The sequence below is a fragment of the Mangrovibacillus cuniculi genome, from assembly GCF_015482585.1.
Classification (GTDB): Bacteria; Bacillota; Bacilli; order Bacillales; family R1DC41; genus Mangrovibacillus; species Mangrovibacillus cuniculi.
Genome location: NZ_CP049742.1, coordinates 2895445 through 2917807, shown reverse-complemented (window position 1 = coordinate 2917807; position 22363 = coordinate 2895445). Strand labels below are relative to the sequence as shown.

The window sequence follows — 22363 nt, the reverse complement described above, 5'->3', positions numbered from 1 at the left end:
ATTTTATGATTGGTTATCCGCAGCATATACCTCTTCAAATGGTTGAACAACAACAAAGCCTTCCCCTGAGAATTTCATTTGGACGGATTCTCCGCTTCCTCTTCCAAAGAATGTCTTTAACTGCACATCCGTTACGAACTCTGGAGATAAGTTGCCAGACCAAGCTACTGTAGCATTCGGATCTGTGAAGATTGGTTTGCCAGGCTCCACTAATAACGTTAATGGTTCATAGTGAGATGTAAAAGCAACCATCCCTTTGCCTTGTAGGCGAACGTTAAATAATCCCCCTGCCATCATTCCAGCAATTTTTCTCATTAATTTGATATCCCATTCTAAGGAAGGTTCAAAAGCTAATAGATCATTTCCATTAATATAAATACTCTCTCCTAATAAATCTAAAATGGTGATTTTCTTTCCTTGATCAGCTAAGTACAACTTTCCAGATCCATTTGCTTTCATGAGAGAGCTGCCTTCACCAGTGAGAGCTTTTTTGACAAACTTCCCCAAACCATGCTCCAATATCCCTTCTCTTTCAAACTTGATACCACCTGTGTAGGAAATCATCGAGCCTGCTTTAGCCCATACTTGACCGTTCAAATTTACTTCTAGCATCCTTTGTGTTTCTAGTTCGAAGAAGCCTTGCCCTTTATCTTGTTGCTTAGTCTTTTCAATAAATTCTCTAATCGTATAATTTTGTTCCATTTCAACGCCCCCTATGTTGGAAGTATTCCATAAAAATAATAGTATTCCTTTGTTTTTGAAAAAATCGGACAACTTGGATTTATAAAGCAGTTCTTTGTTTACTTTCTCAATGAGAACGATTATTATTGTTAATGTAGTGATAAGTTTTATCAATTAACTCTTTTACATAAATTACTCAGAAAAAGGAGGCGTTAGTAAGATGGGAAGTGATCACCAGTTTGTCTTAAATCAATTTTATTCGTCCACATCTAAAAAAGAAGATCTAGTAATGTCTATTACACTAAAAGAATTTTGTGAACGTCCTGACTTACGTAAAATCATCATGGATCAATATAGTGCTAGCATACAGGCAGAAGCCGAGGATGTTACTGGTGCGTATATTGCAGGGTGGTTGGGCTCATTGACTGCTGCTTTCACGCATTTGCGTATGTTCCACGAGGAGTCTATGAATATTGATTTAGGCGCAATTGAAATGGAATTTTATCCGTCTAATCACCACACAAACTACTTTTTACATTTCCATTATGATATTCAACCATCTGAAAGCAAGCCAACGTTTGAGCAATTTTTCTCTTGTACGATTACGCCTGTTTTAAAAGCAATTGAAGAAGAGTCACGAATTCGTTTAGACTACCTCTGGAAGCTAGTAATTCCAGGTATTTTTTGGGCAGAAAAAAGCTGGGTGAAGCATGATATTTTCTCCAAGTTACAGGATCAAATTGAGGAAACAATAAATGAGATACATGCCCTACCACCTGAAGTATTCTCTTTAAAAAAGAATCCCTACCTACATGAATTTGTAGAGTTAGAAAACCCTTGGGATCCAGAAGGAAAGCTATGGAGAAAACCTGTGTGTTGCTTAGCTTATAAAACAGCTAATCATGGTTACTGCTATACATGCCCACGCATGAAGCCAGCTGATCGAGCGGAAAAGTATCATCAAATTCGTGAACAGTTAAAAGAAAAGAAAGAAGCGTAGTATGGTAGGAGCTATCGGGTAATCGGTTAGCTCTTTTTTGTGCCATAGACATCCCACATTTGTTTAAGCACTTCCTGTGGTTCTACCCCCATGGAATAGGTGACAACAATTACTTTTTTTCCGGTAGAAGCAATCACATATCCTGTCTTTTCTTTTGTTGTAACAAACGCTTGATCGAACGACGTTTCAGAAACTTCTTTCCAACCTATGCGATCTTCCATGTTATCTTCTACAATCCAATTACTTATAAAAGAAAACGCAGTTTCATAGTATTCCGTTGTAACTTCCGTCTCTAACCTTTCTGATCCTTGCATATAAGTAAATTGAACTGGCACAAATAAGCTAGTCTCCATAAATTGACCACCCCGGAGGTTTGAAGTGTGTCCATTTATCTCTTCTCTAGGAAGTATTGGCACATCTTGAGAAGCTACCGGTGAAGACGGGAATACTAACATGAAGCAAAGAACAACCAAAACGATTGTTATACCTCTCCTAATCCATGCACCAATTACTATATTATTTACTTTTCTATTTGCTGAAATTTGTGTATTTCTTTCAAGATTCTCTAACTTCTTCCTAATCACCGTTAACTCTTTAAATCTAGTTCTCACTTTGTACCCTACAACTAATACCAATATCAAGAGCATAAAAACTGTATTAGATAAATAGAAACTTCTTTCACCACTATTGTTCATTATGAAAAGAATAGAGATACCTGGTATCCACGTAAGTATTTCATTTCTAAGTTCTTTTTTATATTTCTTATAAAACACTGTTAATGAAGTTACTTCCTCTTCTTTCTTTACACTAGGCTTCTTGCTAGACTCTTTATTTATATAAACCTTCAAATAGTTATTATGAGCAGCAAGATGCCAACCTTCTTCTGCATATTGATTCTTCTCTTCCTGACTTGGTAATTCTTTTGACAATTCCACATGGTAAAATAGTGTCTTATCTGTCTCTTTTTTTGTTTCTGCTATATGTGTCCCCAAATCAGTAAGCTCCCAGCCTTTTGACCCTAACTCATTGAGCCAAATCTCTAAACCATTAGCATCTACTTCATTTACTGGAATTAGTCGTTTTTTATATCCCATGGTGACTCCTCTCCCTGTTGATTAATCAAAGTAAGTCCTTTTAAGCACTTCGGCAAAACTTTCTGTATCCAGCAGTTCATTAGATACCCTGGCATACAGTACTCGCGTTTCATCGTGAATCATAATCAACGATGTATCGTTTGTAGCTTTTTTCATGACTCTTACATCATCGAATTTATCCAATACATTAAACCCTACATTTGATTCCAACATCTCTTCATAGATGAGATCCTTCACAAATGAGAATCTCGTTTCCAAATAATTGATGTATAACTCCTTACCATACTTATCTGTTTCTAAAATCCTCAAGTGCTTTGGAACTAAGAAGTTACTTACGCCACCTATTTGCTGCACACGTAGCGATTCTTCTCCTCTAAAGTCCGTTACAGTTAACCTTGGAATATCCTCTAGATTTCCGTCAGTTGCGCCATTAGTCGAATAGGCAGCAGATGTTGACTGTATAATAGTGGACCCAGATAAGAGTAATAGAGATACAGTTACACCAAAATAAAAAAACTTCGTATTCCTTCTTTTTTGTTTTAGGGATTGATGAGGCTGCTCATTCCCTTCCACTCTAGAAATCTCGTTATTCACGTAGGATACAGATACTTTCGCCTGAAGTATGCTAATGAAACATAAAGGAATTAATAAAATAGTAGACCACACTGGATTACTAAGGAAAAAGTCTATCGGATCACTAAGGTAGGTCCCAACTAAAAAAAGTAAAATAGCTGGTATTGCACATAAGTAAATCCATAACACACGCTTCATGCGCTTTAAAACAGCCAGATATTCTTCCTTATCGTCTAAAAGCTCTTCCGCATTTTCTCGAATTTGCTGAAAGACTAACACGTGGTTACGAATTCCTTTATATTCCCATCCTTTATCTAAGTAGTCTTCTTTTTTACTATCGCTTATTGCCTTACCAAACATTGTTCGATAGGTGGAAGGACGGCTTCTTTTGACAAAAACAGCTGACATTTGGTTTAACTTCTTTAAATGCCATCCATCTTTCACCTGCTCATTCAACCATTCTTCTAACCCATAAGCGTCAGCATCGGACAACCATATGTATTCTCTTTTCTCAGGTGCTTGGTCCGTCATTGATGTCTCCCCTCTTCTTATACAAATTATTCTAACAATCTCTTCACTATTTTCTATTCTGTGTATATACTAGTCTTAATACCAAGTTTTCCAGTCAGATTAATAAACTATGAGAAGAGGAACGGAAATGAATTCCATTCAGTTTATCCAAGAATATTTGAAGACTCCTCGTTCAGTAGGAGCGATATGGCCTAGTTCGTCCACATTAGCAAAAGCTATGGTTGCCCCTGTACGGTTTGACCAAGCAACTTGTATTGTGGAGTTTGGACCAGGAACTGGCGTATTCACAGAGCGACTGGTTGAAAAACTCCTACCTCATAATCATCTAATTCTAATAGAAAATAACGAGCTTTTTTATGAATCATTGAAAAAGAAATACTCTAGGTTCGCTAATATCCATCTTATTTATGGATCAGCAGAAGATATCGTTTCCCATATACAACAAAAGGGATTTACTCAAGTGGATTTCATTGTTTCTGGATTACCGTTTACGTCATTACCTGAAGACGTTTCTACTAAAATATTGACGGAATCTCAGAGAGTACTTTCCCCTGATGGAGAGTTCATCACATTTCAATATTCCAAGAAGAAATTTTCTTTTATTTCCTCTTACTTCAGTAACTATCAAACAAAACGAGTAGTGTGGAATCTGCCTCCAGCACACGTCATAAGATGTTCTTTTCAGTAATCTACGGAACACTTGCCATTCAAGCAAGTGTTTTATTTATGTTCTTCTATAACCAAGCTAAAACAGCTACTACCATCACTATCGTAAAAGTAGCAACAAAAACTCCTATATAATGACCTTTTCGATAAGTTCCGTTCTTTTTCTCTTGGTTTCTCTTCGCTACATTCCAACCTAAGAAAAGGCCTACTAAGGAAAATACAACTCCGTACCTCAATAAACTAACGATATAGATTATGACCGCATCTAGTAACGGTGGTTCTACAGCAAAAAGACCTACACCAATACCAACTAGAAAACCAACGCTACCAGCTGTTAACAAGTTCTTCTTCATCTATAGTCACCTCACTCTATTATTCTAGTAAAATCTAAAAACCTTGTTCCTTGGAAGGAAAGTTCTCCTTTATCTCCTTCTACTATCATTCCAAATTTATTAGTAGGAACTTCTAATTCACATCGATTATTATTCGTATCCTCAAACGTGACATAATAATCTTGATTGGCACGAGTCTCTCCTCCACCATATATTTCTGTTCTCTTCGCCACTACAGTCACAATGACATTTTCAATAGGTGAATTATTATTCTTACTCCATTGCGCTATACCACTAAAAATAACAAATAGTATAAATCCAATTACCACTATAAAAAATAGTCCAACAAACCATGGCATAGCACCGAATTCATTACTCATAAAAGGGTCTGATTGATACATAAAATCCCTTCCTTCTTATACCTTCTTCTATAATAACGTAACTCCTTCCAATAAAGTTTCATATTTTCCAAATATCCACAAACGAAGGAACATAATCATGATAAAATAAAGCTAAAACTAGCTAGGAGGATACAGATGAAAAATGAGGTTTTGGTTTATTCCTTCCATGAATATATTGATGCACCTTTAGAATCGGTTTATGAATATATGAATAAAGATGAGCATGTGTACCAATGGAATTCTATGATTGAAGAACACATATATGAGGGAAATGAAGAAGAAATTAAGGCTGGGTCGACCTATAAATCTAGAATGAAGCTGGATAAAAAGGAATTTGTCATTGAGACAAAAATCATCAAGCATGAACCTCCATATCACGCTGAAATTCACGGATATTCTAAAGAAGGTGTTAGTATTACACGTTATTGGTTTGAGCGAGATGGGCATGGTACAACTTTGACGGTAGAAGCTAGTCTCCTTCCTAAAAATTTTCTATATAAATGGGCATCTAAATTATTTAAACCTTTCTCTAAACTAGTGTTTGATGAGCAATATAAAGCATTTGTTCAGTACGTATACACACAAGAAAGCAAAAAAATTAGTTGAGCAATTCCACTAGAAAAAACAGGCTCTTTCGTTTCCAATAGAGACCTGTTTTTATGTTTTCTTATGAAGCTTCCTTTGGAGTCGGTTGAGCATCTGGCACCTCTCTGTTCAAAATTTTATGGTACTCAAATTGTCTTACGATTTGTTCCCCACTGTATCCCCCGATTATTCCTAAGAAGATGGAACGCCACCAATCTGCAGGGTCAGACACAATGACTAGAAGAGCTCCAGCTACCGCTCCCCAAAACATGTCTTCTAAACACCCGGGGTAAAAAAACTTCTTCGTATTTCTCGGCTTTTTCAACTTACCATTAACCCTAACGTGAATGAACATCCCCATCAAAAGGCCAATTCCACTGGCGAGTAGGACATGCTGCACAATCATCGCTTTTCCTCCTTGAAAAATGATTTTCACAAGGCACATGTTATGGAAGTTACAGACAACTAAAAGTTGGAAAAATAGTTGTCCACAGTACAGTATATTCTTGATACCAACCTAATTATCCCTCCGTCTTTTGGTTCATTTTTCCAAATATCAATCCTACTTTAGTCCTTAAAGATGTAAATAAAAAAACCTAGGATGATGCCCTAGGTTTTCTCCACTACCTAATCCAAGTAAACGACACCTGTATTATCTACATAAAAAGATTTAACGACAGATCTCTTAAACTCTGTCCCATTATACTTCCCATCTAATTCAATCGTGACATTGTACACACCGCTACCCAGTGCAGGAACACTATACGTACCATCTTGATTCACTTTAAAGTTAACTTTCTTCTGTTTTAGCTTTCCATCTTCGTAGACATTAGCATGCACAGTAGTTTTATATTTCAACTTAGTATCTTTGGATTTTACTGCTACTTTCCTGTTTGTTAAATCAATGGTTACTAATTCATTTAAGTCACTTGTGAACTGTGTATGCAGTAAGTAAGCTTCTTTTTGATCACCTTTGGTTTCAACTTTCCATTCTCCACTCTCTGGTAGTGTTAAAGTTGTTGTATAGTGATAGGCTCCCTCAAAAATTTCTGTCTCGTCAACATTTGCTTTGAAAGGATTTGTCTTAGTACCAGAAGGAGATATAAGGGTTAATGTGCTATCTGATTGATTACTCATCCAATCAATCGTCAATTCTGACACACCCTCCTCCACTACAATTGTCTCTTTACTTACTTTATTTCTTTCCCCACCAGCAATATAAGTAGTTGCTTGAAGAAGTTCTTCCTGAGGTAAAGATGCTACAGAGGCCACTTTCAACGATGCAGCAAATACCTGTTCGTTTAAATAAGATTTAAACAAATTAAATGTGGATGTACCTGTCTTAATGTTACCGTGGTCCCATTTGCCCACTCTAAGTTCTGTAGCATACGGTAGTCTCGAACTAGTAACAGTTACAGCTCCATCGTTTTGGCCATAGGAGCTTAAGTATAGACCTCCCCAATATAAGGAGCCTCCAAATCCACCCCAACTAGTTCCTCCAAACGTATAAAATGGCACACTACTTCTTTCTGGTCGATTGTCTGTTTGAGAACGATAATAACTCATATAACCCGTTTGCAAGGAATACGTTGCATCATTTTTACTTCCAATGATACTAGCTAACCAGCTCGCTCCATTACTATACGCTAAATCTGCTAACTGAGAACCATAGTGAGGAGTAGACAACGTTATTACTCTAGCAATATATGGTGATGCACCGTTGTGAACTATAGCCGATTGGGTGTCTATTCCTCCTTTACTATGGGCAACAACAACTACTTTTTCACCAAAGTGATGATACATATCTCTTACTTTTTGCGCTAATAACGCTCCATTATCCCACATATTTTTGGTAGGATACAAATCTATGAATGCGGTTTCATATCCGTTCACATAAGCAGTATCATACATGTTGTTGTTATTCCACCATGTATTAGAGGAACTATTAAGTCCATGAACAAATAGAACGGGATGTTTAGCCGGATCTTCTGCTGATGGTGATGTTCCTATGTACCATTGTCCAGGGACTCCTGATGGATCATCTTTTCCAAATGATCCTGCCTCCGCTGTTACTGGTGTAAGTAAAAATACACTTGCTACTAACGGTAACCATTTTGTTTTTTTCAAATTTATCCTCTCCCTATCCATATTTTGACCCCTTCCCAATGTATGTTGGACAATCAGTTATCCATGCTGACTTTTCAAAAAGAATACATAACACCCAGATATATGATAAATTTTGGTAATTAATAGATTTAGTTATTTAATATCAACTGTATTTTTAAAGTCTGTCCCGGCAACAATGGGGGTATAAGGAGGGTTTACATGCCTGATCATTTTGAAGTCATTTTACGAACTGTAGCTGCATTTTCCATTTTGCTACTTAGTGCAAAGTTCTTAGGAAAACAAACGATCTCTCAGATGAACATCTTTGATTTTATCGTTACCATCACTCTAGGGTCTATCACTGCGAGTATCGCTTATAATATCGACTTAAAACCACATCACACAATCCTTTCATTTGGACTGTTTGTATTTATCGCTTTTCTAGTAGCCTACTTGTCAACGAAGAGTAGAAGAATTAGGAAATACTTTGCCGGAGACCCAACTGTACTTATCCAGAATGGAAAAATTCTAGAAAATAACATGAGAAAAATGAGGTATACCTTAGATTATTTAAATCAACAATTGCGAGAGAAAGATGTATTTGATATACAAGAAGTCATGTTTGCTATCTTGGAGCCTCATGGAACATTATCAGTAGTAAAAAAACCACAATATCGCCCTGTTACAAGACATGATTTGTTGCTTCATTACACACCTGAATCCAGGATTCCAATAGAATTAATTATGGATGGAGAAATTGTCGAGAAGAATTTAAAAGAAAACCATTTGACAGAAACTTGGTTACAGATGCAGCTTGAGAATCGTCAACTTACTTTAAAAGAAGTCGTATATGCTGTTTTGTTGGCTAATGGGACTTTATATTTTGATACGTATAATGATCATATTTTGTCGCCAGTGGACGCGGAATAACCTTTACCTTCTTGCGTTTGTTAATTTCCTCACAAAAGCCGGTACCACTTTACGTGGCCCGGCTTCATTTTTACGCTATCGACTCAACATTCACCTTTTCTTTCTTCTCTCTAACAAAAAGGCCAGTATATAAAAGGGATGTTCCTACAAACAGAATACACGCCATATATACACTCATCATACTAGGTACTAGGAACGCACCAACAATAATGGTCATCCTTGCAATAAGTTCCGCTCCGTTAAAGCTAATACCAGAAAAGGCTGAGTAAGATCCTCTTTTATCCTCTGGCATCATATTAGCTTTCTCTGCATTCGCAACTGGTGAATACAGTAATTCTCCAATAGTAGCTACCAAGTTAACAAATAGTAGCAAATACCAATTATTTGCTGACATCATTAACACGTAACCGATACTGTAGATGATTAATCCGAAAAGCAACACCTTTTTGCCATCCATGTTTCTAGCTAATCTTGTTATCAAAAACGTTAACAACACAACTAATAACATATTCTGTATGTTTAAAAGACTCAGCATACGGACCCCATTTAGTTCAATAATTCCGCTTCCCACTGTACGAAATTCTTCTGCAAGTCTTACCCCGATATAACTGTTAAGAGAAAATTCCGCAGCGTAAATGCACATTGCCCCTGTCACTGCTTTGACGAAAGGTCTATCCTTTAGCGCTACCTGATAGTTAGCCACTAGATCTCTCCATACATTGGCATGAACTTTATCAAGCTTTTTTACCACTGTATCTTGAAGCCATACCATGTACACGATTGGTAAAATGGTCGCAATTGTAGTCACAATGATAAATAACAAAATTTGTTGTGTAAGAAATAACCAACCACCTAAAGCAGCACCAATTGCCATAGATAAATTAACCATCCAGTAATCAATCGCATAAATCGCTTTTCTATTATCTGGTGTAGTGGAGTCGATAATAATCGCTTGCATAGCTGGTCTACTTAAACTACTGGTGAAGGTGAAAAATAAATACGTACCTGCAAATAAGTAGATAAGTTTGGTCTCTGGAAGTATGCAGACAGTCATGATTAGTAGAAGTACTGCGCTACAAATAGAGGATAAAATCAACACTTGTTTTCGATTGAACCGGTCAGATATATAACCACCCAGTAAATTACTGATAAACGCCACACCTACGTTAATAGATAAAAATACTCCTGCCCAAATGGGACCTTTATGCAAACTAAAGAACAACGCCATGAATGGCCAAATAGCACTTGTAACCGCCCTATTAAAAAAAGATGTCATTAGTCGTACTTTGATATTCTGTGGATAGTCTTTCCATTTCATTTCTTGTCAGCTCCTTTTTCTATCTTTATAGTAAAGGAGACAGAAAAAAGTAAAAATTCCCTTTTATAAAATAAATGTCCACTTTTTAAAGGAGCATCTGTATGGATCATCATCTACTCACTCTTTACAATACACTTTCTACTCATCACGCAAGAGTGGAAGGAATTGCAGAAATTTTAACATTAGGTACAAAGCAAACAAGAAGAAAACTTCAACAATGGGAAGCAGACGGTTGGTTAACTTTTCAGTCTGGAAAAGGTAGAGGAAATATATCTTCATTAACATGGCATAAGCCTGTAGAAAAACGGATGGAGGAACAATTCCTTTCAGAGCTTGAGAGTACCCCCATCGAAAAGGTAAGTAAGTGGCTTTTATATGATTGGAAGCCAGAAACAAAGCAGCTGTTGATGAATGCATTTCAACAAAAATTTGGGTTTCATCAAGAAATCCGTGATCATTTAATCATTCCTCGGTATTATTCTTTTTTATCTGTTCACCCGTTGAAAGCTGCAAATATTCATAGCGCTAATCTCGTCGCAAATGTATTTAATAGGTTAGTAGAATTAAAGGAAGATGGGTCTTTTGCTCCTGATCTTGCTCATAGCTGGGAAGTGATGAAGGATCGCTTGCGTTTGTTTATTCGAAAAGATGTGTTATTCCAGGATGGTTCTCTCTTGGCTACACAAGACATTGTAAGCTGCTTACAGGATATGAAGGTTGATGCGAATTACCAAGAGTTATGGCGACCCATTACAGAAATCCGCTCTCCAGCTCCTTATGTAATAGAATTGATTTATCCAAGTGGATGTACTTACGCACTTCATTTATTAAGTATCATACCTGCAAGTATTTACAAAGAAAAAGGCGGGTCTCTTTATGGTACAGGTGGTTTTTTTATTGCAGAGGACACAGATGAAAAAACGGTGTTACAAGCCTTCCCTTCTACTTTTGGATATCGCCCTTTGCTAGACAAAGTAGAGTTTATACAAGTACCTAGGGATTTCCCTCGCGCTTACCGAAGCTTTGCAGAGGAGGAAAATGAAACTGTTCAAGTGGAAAGTGATTCTGGCTTTGGGATCGTGGTGACAAACCCTTTTCGAAACTCTGATATTGCGAGGAAAGAAGTACGAGACTATATCCATCATTGTTTAGCGGTGGCACGTTCAGAAATGCCTCTAGTATCAGAGCGAAATACACCTAATCATGAAGGATGTCTAATTGGATTGTCCAAAACGTACTCACGACCACCTATTGCGAAACCTGCGTTTAATGCTCCACTCATTTTTCACTATACGGATTATGCCGAAGATACAGCTAAGTGGGTTACGTTAACGTTAGAGAATGCTGGGGTTCCAGTAGAAATGAAATGTATTCCTTTTGAGGATTTTGTTTTTAAACAAGAGGTGCACCTGGAGTGTGAATTCTTTTTACACGGAGAAGTGTTTGAGTTTAATCAGACGTTTTATTATTATTATTTTTTATCGAATAACTATTCTCCGTTAGTCAACCAGATAGCAGAAGATAAACATCTTCAAGAGTTGCTTTCCGTTTATCCGTCTTTACCAGTAGAACTATGGAATGAGCAGCATTTGAAAGTGGAAGAGTACTTGTTGGATCAATCTATTTATATACCGCTATATTATCAAAAACGTCAGATTCCATTCTCTAAAAGCATTCAAAATATCGAGATGAAACATTTCGGATATGTGGACTTGTCACGTGTGTGGACCAGACCAGATGTGTAAACTTTCTTTGTGTTATTTCTCTAGCTAGTTGCAAAGTGAAACAGAGGACCGTCTATCTACTTTGGCGGTCCTCTGTTTTAGCATTTCCTCACTTTGGCGACCGTCTCATCGCTCTGACGGTTCTCAGTTTCAACTTTTCCTCACTTTGACGACCGTCTTCTCGATCTGACGGTTCTCAGTTTTAACTTTTCCTCATTTTGAAGACCGTCTTCTCGCTCTCGTGGTCCTCAATTATTACACTTACACTCTTTGACAACCGTCTTCTCCTTCTCACGGTTCTCAAATTCTACCTCAACCAACTTTGGCAACCGTCTGCTCCCTTCAAGCAACTTTCTCTTAAATGTAAGTAGAATCTTCCCCCACATTCTCCATTTGCGCAACTTTTTCCTCAAGTAGTGTTATTCTTTTGTTCATTTTCCCAAAAGTGATCACCAACAATGTAATCACCAAAATTGGAACGGGTAGTAAAGCAAATACAAATAGCTGAAACACCATATCCATGAAGACAAACCTCCTTATTTAGTATTCTGATAAACTTTTAGTAACTCCTCTACACTAATACCGTTAATGCTCAAACCAGTAAGACTCTCTCCTTCAATGGATACGTCCTTTACCGTGCAATTAGTGATAGCAGTACCTGTTAAGTCGGTATTTTCTATTTGTAAATTCGAAGCCGTTACTTGATTAAAAGTACTTCCGCTAATATTCAGATCTGCAAACAACGTACTTCTCAAATTAATATTTTGAAAACGTGTTTGCTCCATATTACAGTTCGTAAAATGTGCTTGAAATAAGCTACTGTTACTGAATGCGACTTGAGATAATGTTGATTGATAAAACGATGTGTTGTTTAAATCACTTTGTTCAAAAGAGCTATTTGATAACTGTTGATTGACTTTGACCAAATGAGTACCGTCTACATCCCCTATCCTCTTTACATAAGATATCTCTTCCTCTGTTTCAAACACTCTTTTAAACCCTAGTTTTTCATAAAAATGATGATTAGATAGCTGTCTTGCGGACGTTTCTAAGTCCCATAGTCTAACATTTGGATAGAGAGCTTCTACATGTTTCATTGCATAGGAACCGATACCTGCACCTTGATATTCAGGATTGATAAAGATACGATCAATTCGTCCATACTGTCTCCCAGTAATTGTTACGATTATCCCACCGATGAGTTCCTGGTTTTGAGAAACTTTATAGTAATCTAGTTCTCTCCACATATATTCATTTGCAGATACTGAATCGAATCCAGGTGGTAGGATATTGCTGTCTGAATCGGTAGTATCTTTCCCCAACAACATATCCGCTTCCGCTCGGAATGTTTTCTCCATGACCCTCGTTAGTGTAGGAATATCCTCTAATGTCGCACGACTTATTTTTATCGTTTCCATTTTGTATCTCCGTCCTTCCTGATAGTATAATTTTACCTAAAAATTGATATTATTGGAACTTACTTTCTTTTCATTCGTACTTCTATGTAAAGGGGGAATATAGATGATCTGGGGTCTATTAATTTGCGGAGTTATTGGTGGAATTACTATGAGATATGCTATAAAAATGCTATATCAAGCAAAAGATGTCATGGGAGAGATTCAGAAAAAGCATAATGATTGGGACTGAACAAACTGGAACAAAGTTTTTAGATTCGTTATTTTTATCAATGTAAACCCTATCACATGATATTTCCCTAAACTTTCTATATAATAGGAGGCATATTGTCCAATAGGAGGAACAAACATGCAACGAGTTGAACTGAAAGAATCTGTTTCTTATTCTCGCATTATCCACGGGATGTGGCGACTAGGTGATTGGAATTTAACACCACAAGAGACGCTAGCCTTCATCGAAAGCTGTCTAGAGAAAGGCATTACAACGTTTGACCATGCTGATATATATGGTGGATACACTTGCGAAGGACTTTTTGGTAACGCTTTAGAACTAAAACCTTCCCTACGTGACCAAATGGAGATTGTCACTAAAACAGGTATTAAGCTAACTGGTGATTTTAATAAAGGTCAAAAGTTAAACCATTATGATACAACAAAAGATCACATTATCTCTCAAGTAGAGCGTTCTTTACAAGAATTAAAGACAGACTACATAGATACTTTACTAATTCATCGTCCAGACCCACTTATGAATCCAGACGAAGTTGCAGAAGCCTTTACTTCTTTAAAAGAAAGTGGAAAAGTAAAAACGTTCGGAGTTTCTAACCACTTGCCTTCTCAACAACGTTTATTGCAATCGAGATTACCATTCTCGTTAGTGACAAACCAATTAGAGTTATCACCGATGGAATTAAAACATTTTGAAGACGGATCGGTAGACTTATGTTATGAAAACAACATGCCACTTATGGCTTGGAGTCCATTAGCCGGTGGCCGATTGTTCAGCGAAGATCGTTATGCTGACCTGCGCTCTAAATTAGCAGAGTTACAAGAAAAGTACGAAACTAGTGGCATTGATGTCATCGTATATGCTTGGTTACTAAAACACCCTGCAACCATTATGCCAATCGTTGGTTCCGGTAAAATTGACCGTGTACAAGCAGCAGTTGATGCACTTGACGTGGCTCTTACTAGAGAAGAATGGTTTGAAGTATTGAAGGCTGCTAGAGGTAGAGATGTCGACTAAATAAAATATAAACGGCAAGAACAGTAACTAGCCTGTTCTTGCCGTTTCATTTATCTACTTATTAAATGAGCGTTCAACTACTTTCTTTCATCTTACTTACAGTAACTAATCTAAATACTGAGGTGGTTCTTGCTCGTGACCATCTTCCATAACTTCTTTAAAGATATTATTTTTATCTCGTTTTTTATTAAGGTCATCTGTCGTCAAATGACTATGTAAGATTACTTTTAACTGATCCATCTGTTCTCGAAAGTCTTTCATCGTAACAGGCTTAGCATCATCTTTTAATTCCAATCCAATCTGACCGTTTGGTTCTAACGTTGCATATTTTACATCTTTGAAGCGATTAACACCTTGTTGCCTTAACTTCATCTCTAGCTGATCTACGGTTAATCGCATCGTAGCGATATTGTCTTCCAATATTTCTCCGTCCTCTATTACCACTTTAGATTTCCCTGAAATAAAGTCCTCGAAGAAATTATATTTCACTTGTAAAATTTCAATACCAATTAAGGTTAATACTAGAATAAATCCCACAGCTATCGTCTGCCAAATATTTTGTCCAGCTACAGGTTGTATTAAGAGAGATCCGATCGCAATCATAATGACCGTCTGCGCTAATGTCATTTGGGATATTGATTTTCTGCCTGCAATTCGTAAAAGTAGCGTTCCAGCTATAATAATTAGGATAGATTTCCATATCCAATCTAAATCCATTATGCCACCTCATTATTGTATGATGTGACTTAGTTTTACCAATTATCGCTATTCTATGTTTATCTCTTTCTTCTTTCCAATGAGATGAGGTCGTCTTCTAGTTGGCTCACATTCTCTTGCATTAACTTTCGAGCGTCTTTCACACCTTGGTTATAAAAATATGGTCCAATTTCTTGTAAAAAGAATTCCATCATATTTTCCGCACCAATGTCACCTAACTCCTCTGCTCTTTCTTGGTAAAACCATTCTTTTAACTCTTCTACAATTTGTTGTTTCTTTTCTTTTTCTAATTTTATAATAATCATCTAATCCCTCACAGTGTTAACATCCATTGATAGATAAACCATACCGCCACAACTGGAACTGCACACAGACCTACTACAAGAAAAACAACTTTCTTTCCATTTTTCTTTTCTTTCATAGTTAATCCCCCTATAGGTTTTCTATCGTAATTGTACTTGATAGAGAGGATTATCGCTATATTACTTGATACAGATAAAGTGCTTGTTAATAGAAAAAACACCCTGTAGAATAGACATTTTTTTCATGTCTTTCTGTAGGGTGTTTTTTTTAATACCTATATCACACACTAATTATCTTGTATCATTTTGCGATTTTTCTTAAATAGTTTCGATAATACTTCATAAACAATTGGTACAATTAGTAGTGTTAATAACGTAGAACTCGTTAATCCACCAATAACTGTTACTCCTAATCCTTTGGAGATTAACCCTCCACCACCACTAGAACTTACAGCTAGTGGAATAAGCGCTCCGATTGTAGCAAGTGCTGTCATTAGAATTGGACGAAGACGAGTTGCTCCCGCTTCAAGTATTGCTTCTCGTAAATCCATACCCTCACGTTCCATATGAATAATACGATCTACTAAAACGATAGCATTCGTTACAACGATTCCTATCAACATCAATATTCCCATCATAACAGATACGGAGATTGTTTCACCTACTACTAATAATCCCACGAAAGATCCGATTACAGTAAATGGTAAAGAGAATAAGATAGCAAACGGAGCTACTCCTTCTCCAAACGTAACCACTAAAATAAAGTACACAATAGCAATCGCTGCAAGCATCGCTAATCCTAATTGCGTAAATGTTTCTGCCATATCAGCTGTCACACCAGCCACTTCCATTGTAACCCCTTCTGGTAGCTCCATTTTATCTAACTCTTTTTGAACTTCAGAGGAAGCAGCTGTTAAATCGTCTCCTAAAATAGATGCTGAGACAGAAGCATGATATTCACCCTTACTACGAGCTAATGTATTTAACGTAGTACCTTCTTCTACATCCACTAGTTGAGATAATGGAACACTCTCTCCTGTAGCAGTTGAAATTGGTGTATCTAAAATGTCTTCTATAGACTTAGGTTTTTCTGCTTGTTCTTGTTGTACTATGACATCTAAAGTTGTTCCATCTTTCTCTACTGTCGTCAGTACATCAGATGTACGATTTGGACTAAGAGCCATGACAAGCTGACCAGTAGTGAGTCCATATTGTAATAGATCGGATTGCTCCACTTTAAACGTGTGTTCTATATATGCTTCTTCTGCGCTAGAAGAGACATCTTTTAACCCATCTTGCTCTTTTAACATATCTTCCACTTGTTTTACTGTATCGTTTAACTTATCTAAGTCTTCACTATAAAACGTGTAGCTTAACTCATTAGAAGACATGGAAGCAGAGGTAAAGTTTTGGCTCTTCCATTCTCCAGATTGACCAATGTTAAAGACGTATTCTTCTACCTGCTCTTTTACTTCAGGGAAGTTTTTCATCTCTGGATCAAAGATAAGGTATAGCAGTCCTCCGCCAGTACTGCCGCCCATCATTGCCGTCATTGAATCAGCTTCGTCTGTTACAGAAACTTGAACGATATTAATATCGTCGCGTTCTAGCATCGCTTCTTCCACGACTTGAATATTTTTCAGCGTATCTTCCTTCAATTCTCCCGCTTCCGGAGTATATGTTAAGTACATTACTTTCTCTTCTTCACTACCTAAGAAACTAAATCCAATCATTGGTGTTAGTGCTAAACTTCCCACCAATAATAAAACAGACACTACTGACGTAATTATTTTATGATTTAGCGTCCACTCTAGTACACGTTTATACCAGTTAGAAAGTTTACCAGTTTCATTGTGCTTACTTTCTGTCTTCTCTTGGTACAATTTCTTCTTAAATAAGAAATGTGATAATGCCGGTACTACTGTGATTGCAACGATTAACGAAGCACCTAAAGCGAAGGACATTGTTAAAGCAAATGGAATGAATAGTTCTCCAACCATGCCACCTACAAACATTAGCGGTGCAAAAACAGCAACCGTTACTAGCGTAGATGATAGTATTGGCTTGAACATTTCTATCGTTGCTTCACGAATTAATGCTCTTCCTGTTAACTTCTCTTCTTTCAGATGTAGTCGTCGATAAATGTTCTCTACTACAACAATAGAATCATCAATAACTCGTCCTATGGCAACGGTAATTGCTCCAAGTGTCATGATATTTAACGTGATATTTAACCAGTTTAATAGTAAAAGCGCCATAAAAATGGAAACTGGTATCGAAACGATGGAGATAATCGTAGACTTAAAATCTCGTAAAAATAGTAAAATAATTAAAACGGCAATTAGTCCACCAAACAACGCTTTTTCCATCATGGAAGCAACGGATTTTTCAATGGGCTCTCCTTGGTCTAAGGTAACATCTATGACTAATCCATTACGTGCTTCTTCTTCCTCTACCACTAAGTCTTTGACGCTATTTACCACATCTACTGTGTTCGCATCTTGTGCTTTGACAATCTGAATAGCTATCGCATCTTCCCCGTTTGTACGCGAAACAGATTGTACTTTTCCTACTACTTCAATTGTTGCGATATCTCCAAGCTTAACAAATGGAGATGGACTATCTTGTGTAGGTGTTACTGGGATAAGCATTTCTTGTAGTTCATCCGCAGTCATAAACTTCCCGTCTATTGCAACCGCTTCTTCCCCAGCTTCAAACTCATACAATCCAAGCGAAACAGCCATATCACTTGCTTGAATCATCTGTTTTACAGTATCCTCTGTTAAACCAAGAGTCGTCAGTTTTTCTTGATCATATGTTAATTCAACTTCTTCAATATGTTGACCTGCGATTGTTGCTGATGCTACACCGTCTAGCTTTTCTATTTTCGGAAGTATACTGTTCTCTACTGTAGACGTTAATTCAACAATATCTTGCTCTGTACTACTGATACTTAGCGCAACTACCGGCATCATATTCATACTTATAGCCGTTACAGTTGGTTCTTGCGCTCCTTCAGGTAACGAAATTTTCTTTAACGCAGCTTCTAAAGCTCTATTTGCTTCATCCATATCTATTCCGTAATCATACTCTACTTGTAAACTTGCCATATTAGAGTACGAGCTGGAATAGACAGCTTTAACACTTTCTAAGTTCTCTATTGCACGTTCCATCGGCATCGATATTTCTTCCATAACTTCTTCTGGAGTCGCTCCAGGATAAACACCCATCACCATCAGAAACGGGATAGAGATATCAGGAATTGTTTCCATTTTCATTCTTGTTCCTGAATAAATCCCAGAAATCGTTATAATAATGGTGAGTAACCAAACCGCCAGCTTATTCTTTAAAACAAAATTAACTAAACTATTCACGCCTGCACCTACCTTATATTTACTAATATGACCACAACGTTTATAATAATGACTACCTAGTCAAATGTCAACATTTTCACAATGAGGGGAATAAATTATGGATAGAAAACAACTAATTATGGAGAAAGCGTTAGAGCTTTTTGCTAAACAAGGGATAGAATCAACCTCCGTCCAACAAATAACAGAGTACTGCGGCATTTCTAAAGGTGCCTTTTATTTAACTTTTAAGTCAAAGAGTGAACTGATTGAGGGAATTATTGACTACTTTATGACTGATATTATTTTTGAAGTTGACCGTGTAGTCAAACATACTTCTTCTAATGAGGATTTATTGTATCTTTACTATCACACGGTGTTTCAGACATTCCAAAAGCACTCTGATTTTGCAAAGTTACTAGTGAAGGAGCAAGCACACCCTCCAAATGAAGAACAGTTACTGAAATTGGCGGCGTATGATGAAGAGTTAGGAAGATTGCTCGAGACTATTGTAGACAAATTATATGGAGGAAGAATTGAGCACACCAAATACGATTTAATTTTCTCTATGAAAGGATTTATTAAGAGCTATTTAGAGCTATTTATCTTTTTCAACGCACCAATTAACTTAGATAAATTAGCAAAGTCTCTAGTAGAGAAAACCAATATACTTGCAGAAAATATTACAATCCCTTTTATCTCATCTGAATTAAAGCTGCTCCCTCCAACAGATGCAGATCCGGACAAATTAGTACAGATGGTTCAAAGTAAAGCCGCTTCCTTAGACGAATCTTTGGAAAAAGAATCTCTAGAAATCTTAACGGAACAACTTGTAAATAAGACTCACCCCTTAGCAATAATTAAAGGTCTTATCACTAATATTAGTCACCACCCAGACTGCAAAGGCGTAGCATTTCTATTGGATAAACATTTTTTTAAATAAGATTCCGCTGTTTGTAGATGATAAACATTGCATTAATACTTGCTGAATTGTACCGTTCATTGCCGTACCGTGTGGCTTTTTCGACTTGCCGTTGGGGTGGTACCTTCTTCTGGCGGCTTAAGCGCTTTTGTACTGGGTCACTCACCTCTTTCCATGCGGCTTCTCCGACTTGCCGTTGGGGGCGGTACCTTCTTCTGGCGGCTTAAGCGCTTTTGTACTGGGTCGATCCGCTCTTTCCTTGCGGCTTCTTCGACTTGCCGTTGGGAGCGGTACCTTCTCCGGGCGGCTTAAGCGCTTTTGTACAGGATCGCTCACCTCTTTCCTTGCGGCTTCTTCGACTTGCCGTTGGGAGGGGTACCTTCTCCGGGCGGCTTAAGCGCTTTTGTACAGGATCGCTCCCCTCTTTCCTCGCGGCTTCTTCGACTTGCCGACGGGGGCGGTACCTTCTCCGGGCGGCTTAAGCGCTTTTGTACAAGGTCACTCGGCTCTTTCCTTGCGGCTTCTTCGACTTGCTGTTGGGGGCGGTGCCTTCTCCGGGCGGCTTAAGCGCTTTTGCCGCCTTCTCATCTTCCTTCCCATGGCGACTTAACCCTTTTGCCGCCTTCGCATCTCCCTTCCCACGGCGACTTAACCCGTTTGTCGCCTCCCCATCTTCCTTCCCACGGCGACTTAACCCGTTTGTCGCCTTCCCATCTTCCTTCCCATGGCGACTTAACCCTTTTGCCGCCTTCCCATCTTCCTTCCCATGGCGACTTAACCCGTTGGTCGCCTTCTCATCCTCACACATACCCTACAAATAAACTTCCAACCCCTACATTTTTTTCAAAGGTTTGAAGAAACTAATACGAAAACATTACAAACACCTAATTGTAGAAAATAATCTGTCTTTTCAGTGGATTCTCTAGAGAAAATACTTTACTATGGATTTGTTCGTTAATCACTACTTATGAAATGTGAGGAGATAAAACTGGTATGGATGTTCAAGAATTTATTAATGGTTTAGAAATACTAAATACTTCCTATCCGTCTCCACATACAATTCTTGGCGTGGCAAATGACTCTAGAGAAGTAAAAGAAGGGTATGCATTTGTTGCAGTTAAAGGATATACAAGTGATGGTCATAACTTTATTAAAGATGCCATTAGAAATGGAGCTTCTTTGATTATTGGAGAGGAATCGAGTCATTCCTTATCTGTTCCATATATACAAGTGAAAAATAGCCGGAAAGCACTTGGGATTTTGGCTTGTAACTTTTATCAGACAAACCAATCTACCAAGAAATTCATCGGCGTTACAGGAACAAATGGTAAAACTACTACCACTTATATTATTCATTATCTATTAAAGGAATGTGGTATATCCAGTTCCTTAATTGGTACGATTGAAAATGTAATTAATGGAGAAGCGTCTCAATCTACAAATACCACACCAGATTCCCTTGAGCTACACCGAATGATTGCCTCATCTCATGATGACGTTATTGTGATGGAAGTATCTTCTCATGGATTGAGTCAAGATCGACTAGAAGGAATCGAATTTGATATTGGGGTGTTTACTAATTTAGAGCAGGAACATCTTGATTATCATGGATCAATGGAAGAATACTTTAATACCAAATTTCAGTTATTTGAGAAATTAAAGGATTATGGAGTTGCTGTTATTAATGTGGAAAGTAGTTGGGGAGAAAAAGTGGAAGAACAGCTTATTCACTCAAACAAAAAAGTTATTACAGTAGGATTGAGTACTTCCTCTACAATTCAGCTTGTAAAAACGGAAGACTGTTTACCGTCCGATGTATATATACGAGAAGATTTTGAACGAAGTAAATTCCATTTCACTATGCCCGGCATCCACAATTTAATAAACGCCACTTTATCTTATGGGGTTGCTCGAAGTATTGGTTTAAACAAACAGCAAATCTATGAAGGACTTCAATCTTTTACAGGAGTTAATGGTAGATTTGAAATCTATGCTACTTCTAACGGAGCTACTGTAGTAATTGATTATGCGCATACTGCGGAAGCATTTTTCCACTGTTTGACCACTGCTAAACAGTGCGGTGCAAAGAAGATTACGCACATTTTCGGTTTTAGGGGCGACCGAGATCAAAAAAAACGTCCAGAAATGCTATCTGTTTCATCGGAGTTAAGTCACCATATCATTTTAACACTTGATGATTTAAATTCTGTGCCGCAAGATGAGATGACTGCTTATCTTAAAGAGCAACAGCAGAATATCCAATCAGCTTCGACGGATGTCATTCCTGATCGCACACTTGCGATTAAAAAAGCTATGGAGAGCGCTTCTAAAGAAGATTGGGTTTTTATTACGGGTAAAGGCCATGAACGTTACAAGCAAACATTTTCTCTATCAACAAATTCAGATCGAGAGACGGTGGAATATGTACTAGCTATAAAAGAAAAGGGTGTTCAGAAATAGTCTGAACACC

At 37.5% G+C, this 22363-nt stretch carries 22 protein-coding genes; 9 read left to right on the top strand and 13 right to left on the bottom strand.

Annotated elements, in window-relative coordinates:
* Nucleotides 1–3: 3 nt before the first annotated feature.
* Nucleotides 4–702, bottom strand: coding sequence for an AIM24 family protein (locus tag G8O30_RS14815; RefSeq protein WP_239672788.1), 699 nt, complete (start codon nucleotides 700–702; stop codon nucleotides 4–6).
* Nucleotides 703–901: 199 nt separating this feature from the next.
* Between G8O30_RS14815 and G8O30_RS14810 the strand changes: the two genes are divergently transcribed.
* Complete coding sequence (locus G8O30_RS14810; protein WP_239672787.1) at nucleotides 902–1681, top strand: (2Fe-2S)-binding protein; 780 nt, start codon at nucleotides 902–904, stop codon at nucleotides 1679–1681.
* 26 nt (nucleotides 1682–1707) lie between these two features.
* Here the strand turns inward: G8O30_RS14810 and G8O30_RS14805 are convergent, their stop codons facing one another.
* Nucleotides 1708–2775 (bottom strand): DUF2812 domain-containing protein, encoded by a 1068-nt coding sequence (locus tag G8O30_RS14805; RefSeq protein ID WP_239672786.1) that lies wholly within the window; start codon nucleotides 2773–2775, stop codon nucleotides 1708–1710.
* 21 nt (nucleotides 2776–2796) lie between these two features.
* The gene (locus tag G8O30_RS14800) at nucleotides 2797–3879 is read right to left on the bottom strand and encodes a DUF2812 domain-containing protein (RefSeq protein ID WP_239672785.1); all 1083 of its coding nucleotides are present in this window, start codon (nucleotides 3877–3879) and stop codon (nucleotides 2797–2799) included.
* A gap of 127 nt (nucleotides 3880–4006) precedes the next feature.
* Between G8O30_RS14800 and G8O30_RS14795 the strand changes: the two genes are divergently transcribed.
* Nucleotides 4007–4567, top strand: a complete 561-nt coding sequence (locus tag G8O30_RS14795) for a class I SAM-dependent methyltransferase (protein ID WP_239672784.1) — start codon at nucleotides 4007–4009, stop codon at nucleotides 4565–4567.
* 46 nt (nucleotides 4568–4613) lie between these two features.
* Here the strand turns inward: G8O30_RS14795 and G8O30_RS14790 are convergent, their stop codons facing one another.
* Together G8O30_RS14790 and G8O30_RS14785 are read right to left on the bottom strand one after the other, a co-directional pair.
* Nucleotides 4614–4898, bottom strand: coding sequence for a hypothetical protein (locus tag G8O30_RS14790; RefSeq protein ID WP_239672783.1), 285 nt, complete (start codon nucleotides 4896–4898; stop codon nucleotides 4614–4616).
* A gap of 11 nt (nucleotides 4899–4909) precedes the next feature.
* On the bottom strand, nucleotides 4910–5278 hold the full coding sequence (locus tag G8O30_RS14785) for a DUF2500 domain-containing protein (RefSeq protein ID WP_239672782.1): 369 nt from the start codon (nucleotides 5276–5278) through the stop codon (nucleotides 4910–4912).
* A 135-nt stretch (nucleotides 5279–5413) separates the two neighbouring features.
* Here G8O30_RS14785 and G8O30_RS14780 point away from each other — a divergent pair, with 135 nt between their 5' ends.
* Nucleotides 5414–5884, top strand: a complete 471-nt coding sequence (locus G8O30_RS14780; RefSeq protein WP_239672781.1) for an SRPBCC family protein — start codon at nucleotides 5414–5416, stop codon at nucleotides 5882–5884.
* 61 nt (nucleotides 5885–5945) lie between these two features.
* On the opposite strand, the gene G8O30_RS14775 is transcribed toward G8O30_RS14780, so the two are convergent.
* Complete coding sequence (locus G8O30_RS14775; protein WP_239672780.1) at nucleotides 5946–6269, bottom strand: DUF4257 domain-containing protein; 324 nt, start codon at nucleotides 6267–6269, stop codon at nucleotides 5946–5948.
* A gap of 221 nt (nucleotides 6270–6490) precedes the next feature.
* Nucleotides 6491–7990, bottom strand: a complete 1500-nt coding sequence (locus tag G8O30_RS14770; protein ID WP_239672779.1) for an esterase/lipase family protein — start codon at nucleotides 7988–7990, stop codon at nucleotides 6491–6493.
* Between the two features lie 198 nt (nucleotides 7991–8188).
* Between G8O30_RS14770 and G8O30_RS14765 the strand changes: the two genes are divergently transcribed.
* Nucleotides 8189–8899: a DUF421 domain-containing protein gene (locus G8O30_RS14765; protein ID WP_239672778.1), complete on the top strand. Its 711-nt coding sequence runs from the start codon at nucleotides 8189–8191 to the stop codon at nucleotides 8897–8899.
* Between the two features lie 70 nt (nucleotides 8900–8969).
* Here the strand turns inward: G8O30_RS14765 and G8O30_RS14760 are convergent, their stop codons facing one another.
* Nucleotides 8970–10217 (bottom strand): MDR family MFS transporter, encoded by a 1248-nt coding sequence (locus G8O30_RS14760; protein WP_239672777.1) that lies wholly within the window; start codon nucleotides 10215–10217, stop codon nucleotides 8970–8972.
* Between the two features lie 101 nt (nucleotides 10218–10318).
* Here G8O30_RS14760 and G8O30_RS14755 point away from each other — a divergent pair, with 101 nt between their 5' ends.
* Nucleotides 10319–11962 (top strand): ABC transporter substrate-binding protein, encoded by a 1644-nt coding sequence (locus tag G8O30_RS14755; protein ID WP_239672776.1) that lies wholly within the window; start codon nucleotides 10319–10321, stop codon nucleotides 11960–11962.
* A gap of 336 nt (nucleotides 11963–12298) precedes the next feature.
* Here the strand turns inward: G8O30_RS14755 and G8O30_RS14750 are convergent, their stop codons facing one another.
* Together G8O30_RS14750 and G8O30_RS14745 are read right to left on the bottom strand one after the other, a co-directional pair.
* Nucleotides 12299–12463, bottom strand: a complete 165-nt coding sequence (locus G8O30_RS14750) for a hypothetical protein (protein WP_239672775.1) — start codon at nucleotides 12461–12463, stop codon at nucleotides 12299–12301.
* 14 nt (nucleotides 12464–12477) lie between these two features.
* Nucleotides 12478–13359, bottom strand: a complete 882-nt coding sequence (locus G8O30_RS14745; RefSeq protein ID WP_239672774.1) for a GNAT family N-acetyltransferase — start codon at nucleotides 13357–13359, stop codon at nucleotides 12478–12480.
* A gap of 103 nt (nucleotides 13360–13462) precedes the next feature.
* Here G8O30_RS14745 and G8O30_RS16160 point away from each other — a divergent pair, with 103 nt between their 5' ends.
* On the top strand, nucleotides 13463–13588 hold the full coding sequence (locus tag G8O30_RS16160) for a hypothetical protein (protein WP_275576496.1): 126 nt from the start codon (nucleotides 13463–13465) through the stop codon (nucleotides 13586–13588).
* Between the two features lie 117 nt (nucleotides 13589–13705).
* Nucleotides 13706–14602 carry an aldo/keto reductase gene (locus G8O30_RS14740; RefSeq protein WP_239672773.1) on the top strand — a complete coding sequence of 299 codons (897 nt, stop codon included), beginning with the start codon at nucleotides 13706–13708 and terminating at the stop codon, nucleotides 14600–14602.
* Nucleotides 14603–14707: 105 nt separating this feature from the next.
* On the opposite strand, the gene G8O30_RS14735 is transcribed toward G8O30_RS14740, so the two are convergent.
* From G8O30_RS14735 to G8O30_RS14725, 3 genes are all read right to left on the bottom strand, one after another.
* The gene (locus G8O30_RS14735; RefSeq protein ID WP_239672772.1) at nucleotides 14708–15319 is read right to left on the bottom strand and encodes a DUF421 domain-containing protein; all 612 of its coding nucleotides are present in this window, start codon (nucleotides 15317–15319) and stop codon (nucleotides 14708–14710) included.
* A gap of 59 nt (nucleotides 15320–15378) precedes the next feature.
* Nucleotides 15379–15624, bottom strand: coding sequence for a DUF2164 domain-containing protein (locus G8O30_RS14730; protein WP_239672771.1), 246 nt, complete (start codon nucleotides 15622–15624; stop codon nucleotides 15379–15381).
* Between the two features lie 284 nt (nucleotides 15625–15908).
* Nucleotides 15909–18995: an efflux RND transporter permease subunit gene (locus G8O30_RS14725; RefSeq protein WP_239672770.1), complete on the bottom strand. Its 3087-nt coding sequence runs from the start codon at nucleotides 18993–18995 to the stop codon at nucleotides 15909–15911.
* A 97-nt stretch (nucleotides 18996–19092) separates the two neighbouring features.
* Between G8O30_RS14725 and G8O30_RS14720 the strand changes: the two genes are divergently transcribed.
* Nucleotides 19093–19914 carry a TetR/AcrR family transcriptional regulator gene (locus tag G8O30_RS14720; RefSeq protein ID WP_239672769.1) on the top strand — a complete coding sequence of 274 codons (822 nt, stop codon included), beginning with the start codon at nucleotides 19093–19095 and terminating at the stop codon, nucleotides 19912–19914.
* A gap of 972 nt (nucleotides 19915–20886) precedes the next feature.
* On the top strand, nucleotides 20887–22353 hold the full coding sequence (locus tag G8O30_RS14715; RefSeq protein WP_239672768.1) for a UDP-N-acetylmuramoyl-L-alanyl-D-glutamate--2,6-diaminopimelate ligase: 1467 nt from the start codon (nucleotides 20887–20889) through the stop codon (nucleotides 22351–22353).
* The last annotated feature ends 10 nt before the right edge of the window (nucleotides 22354–22363 follow it).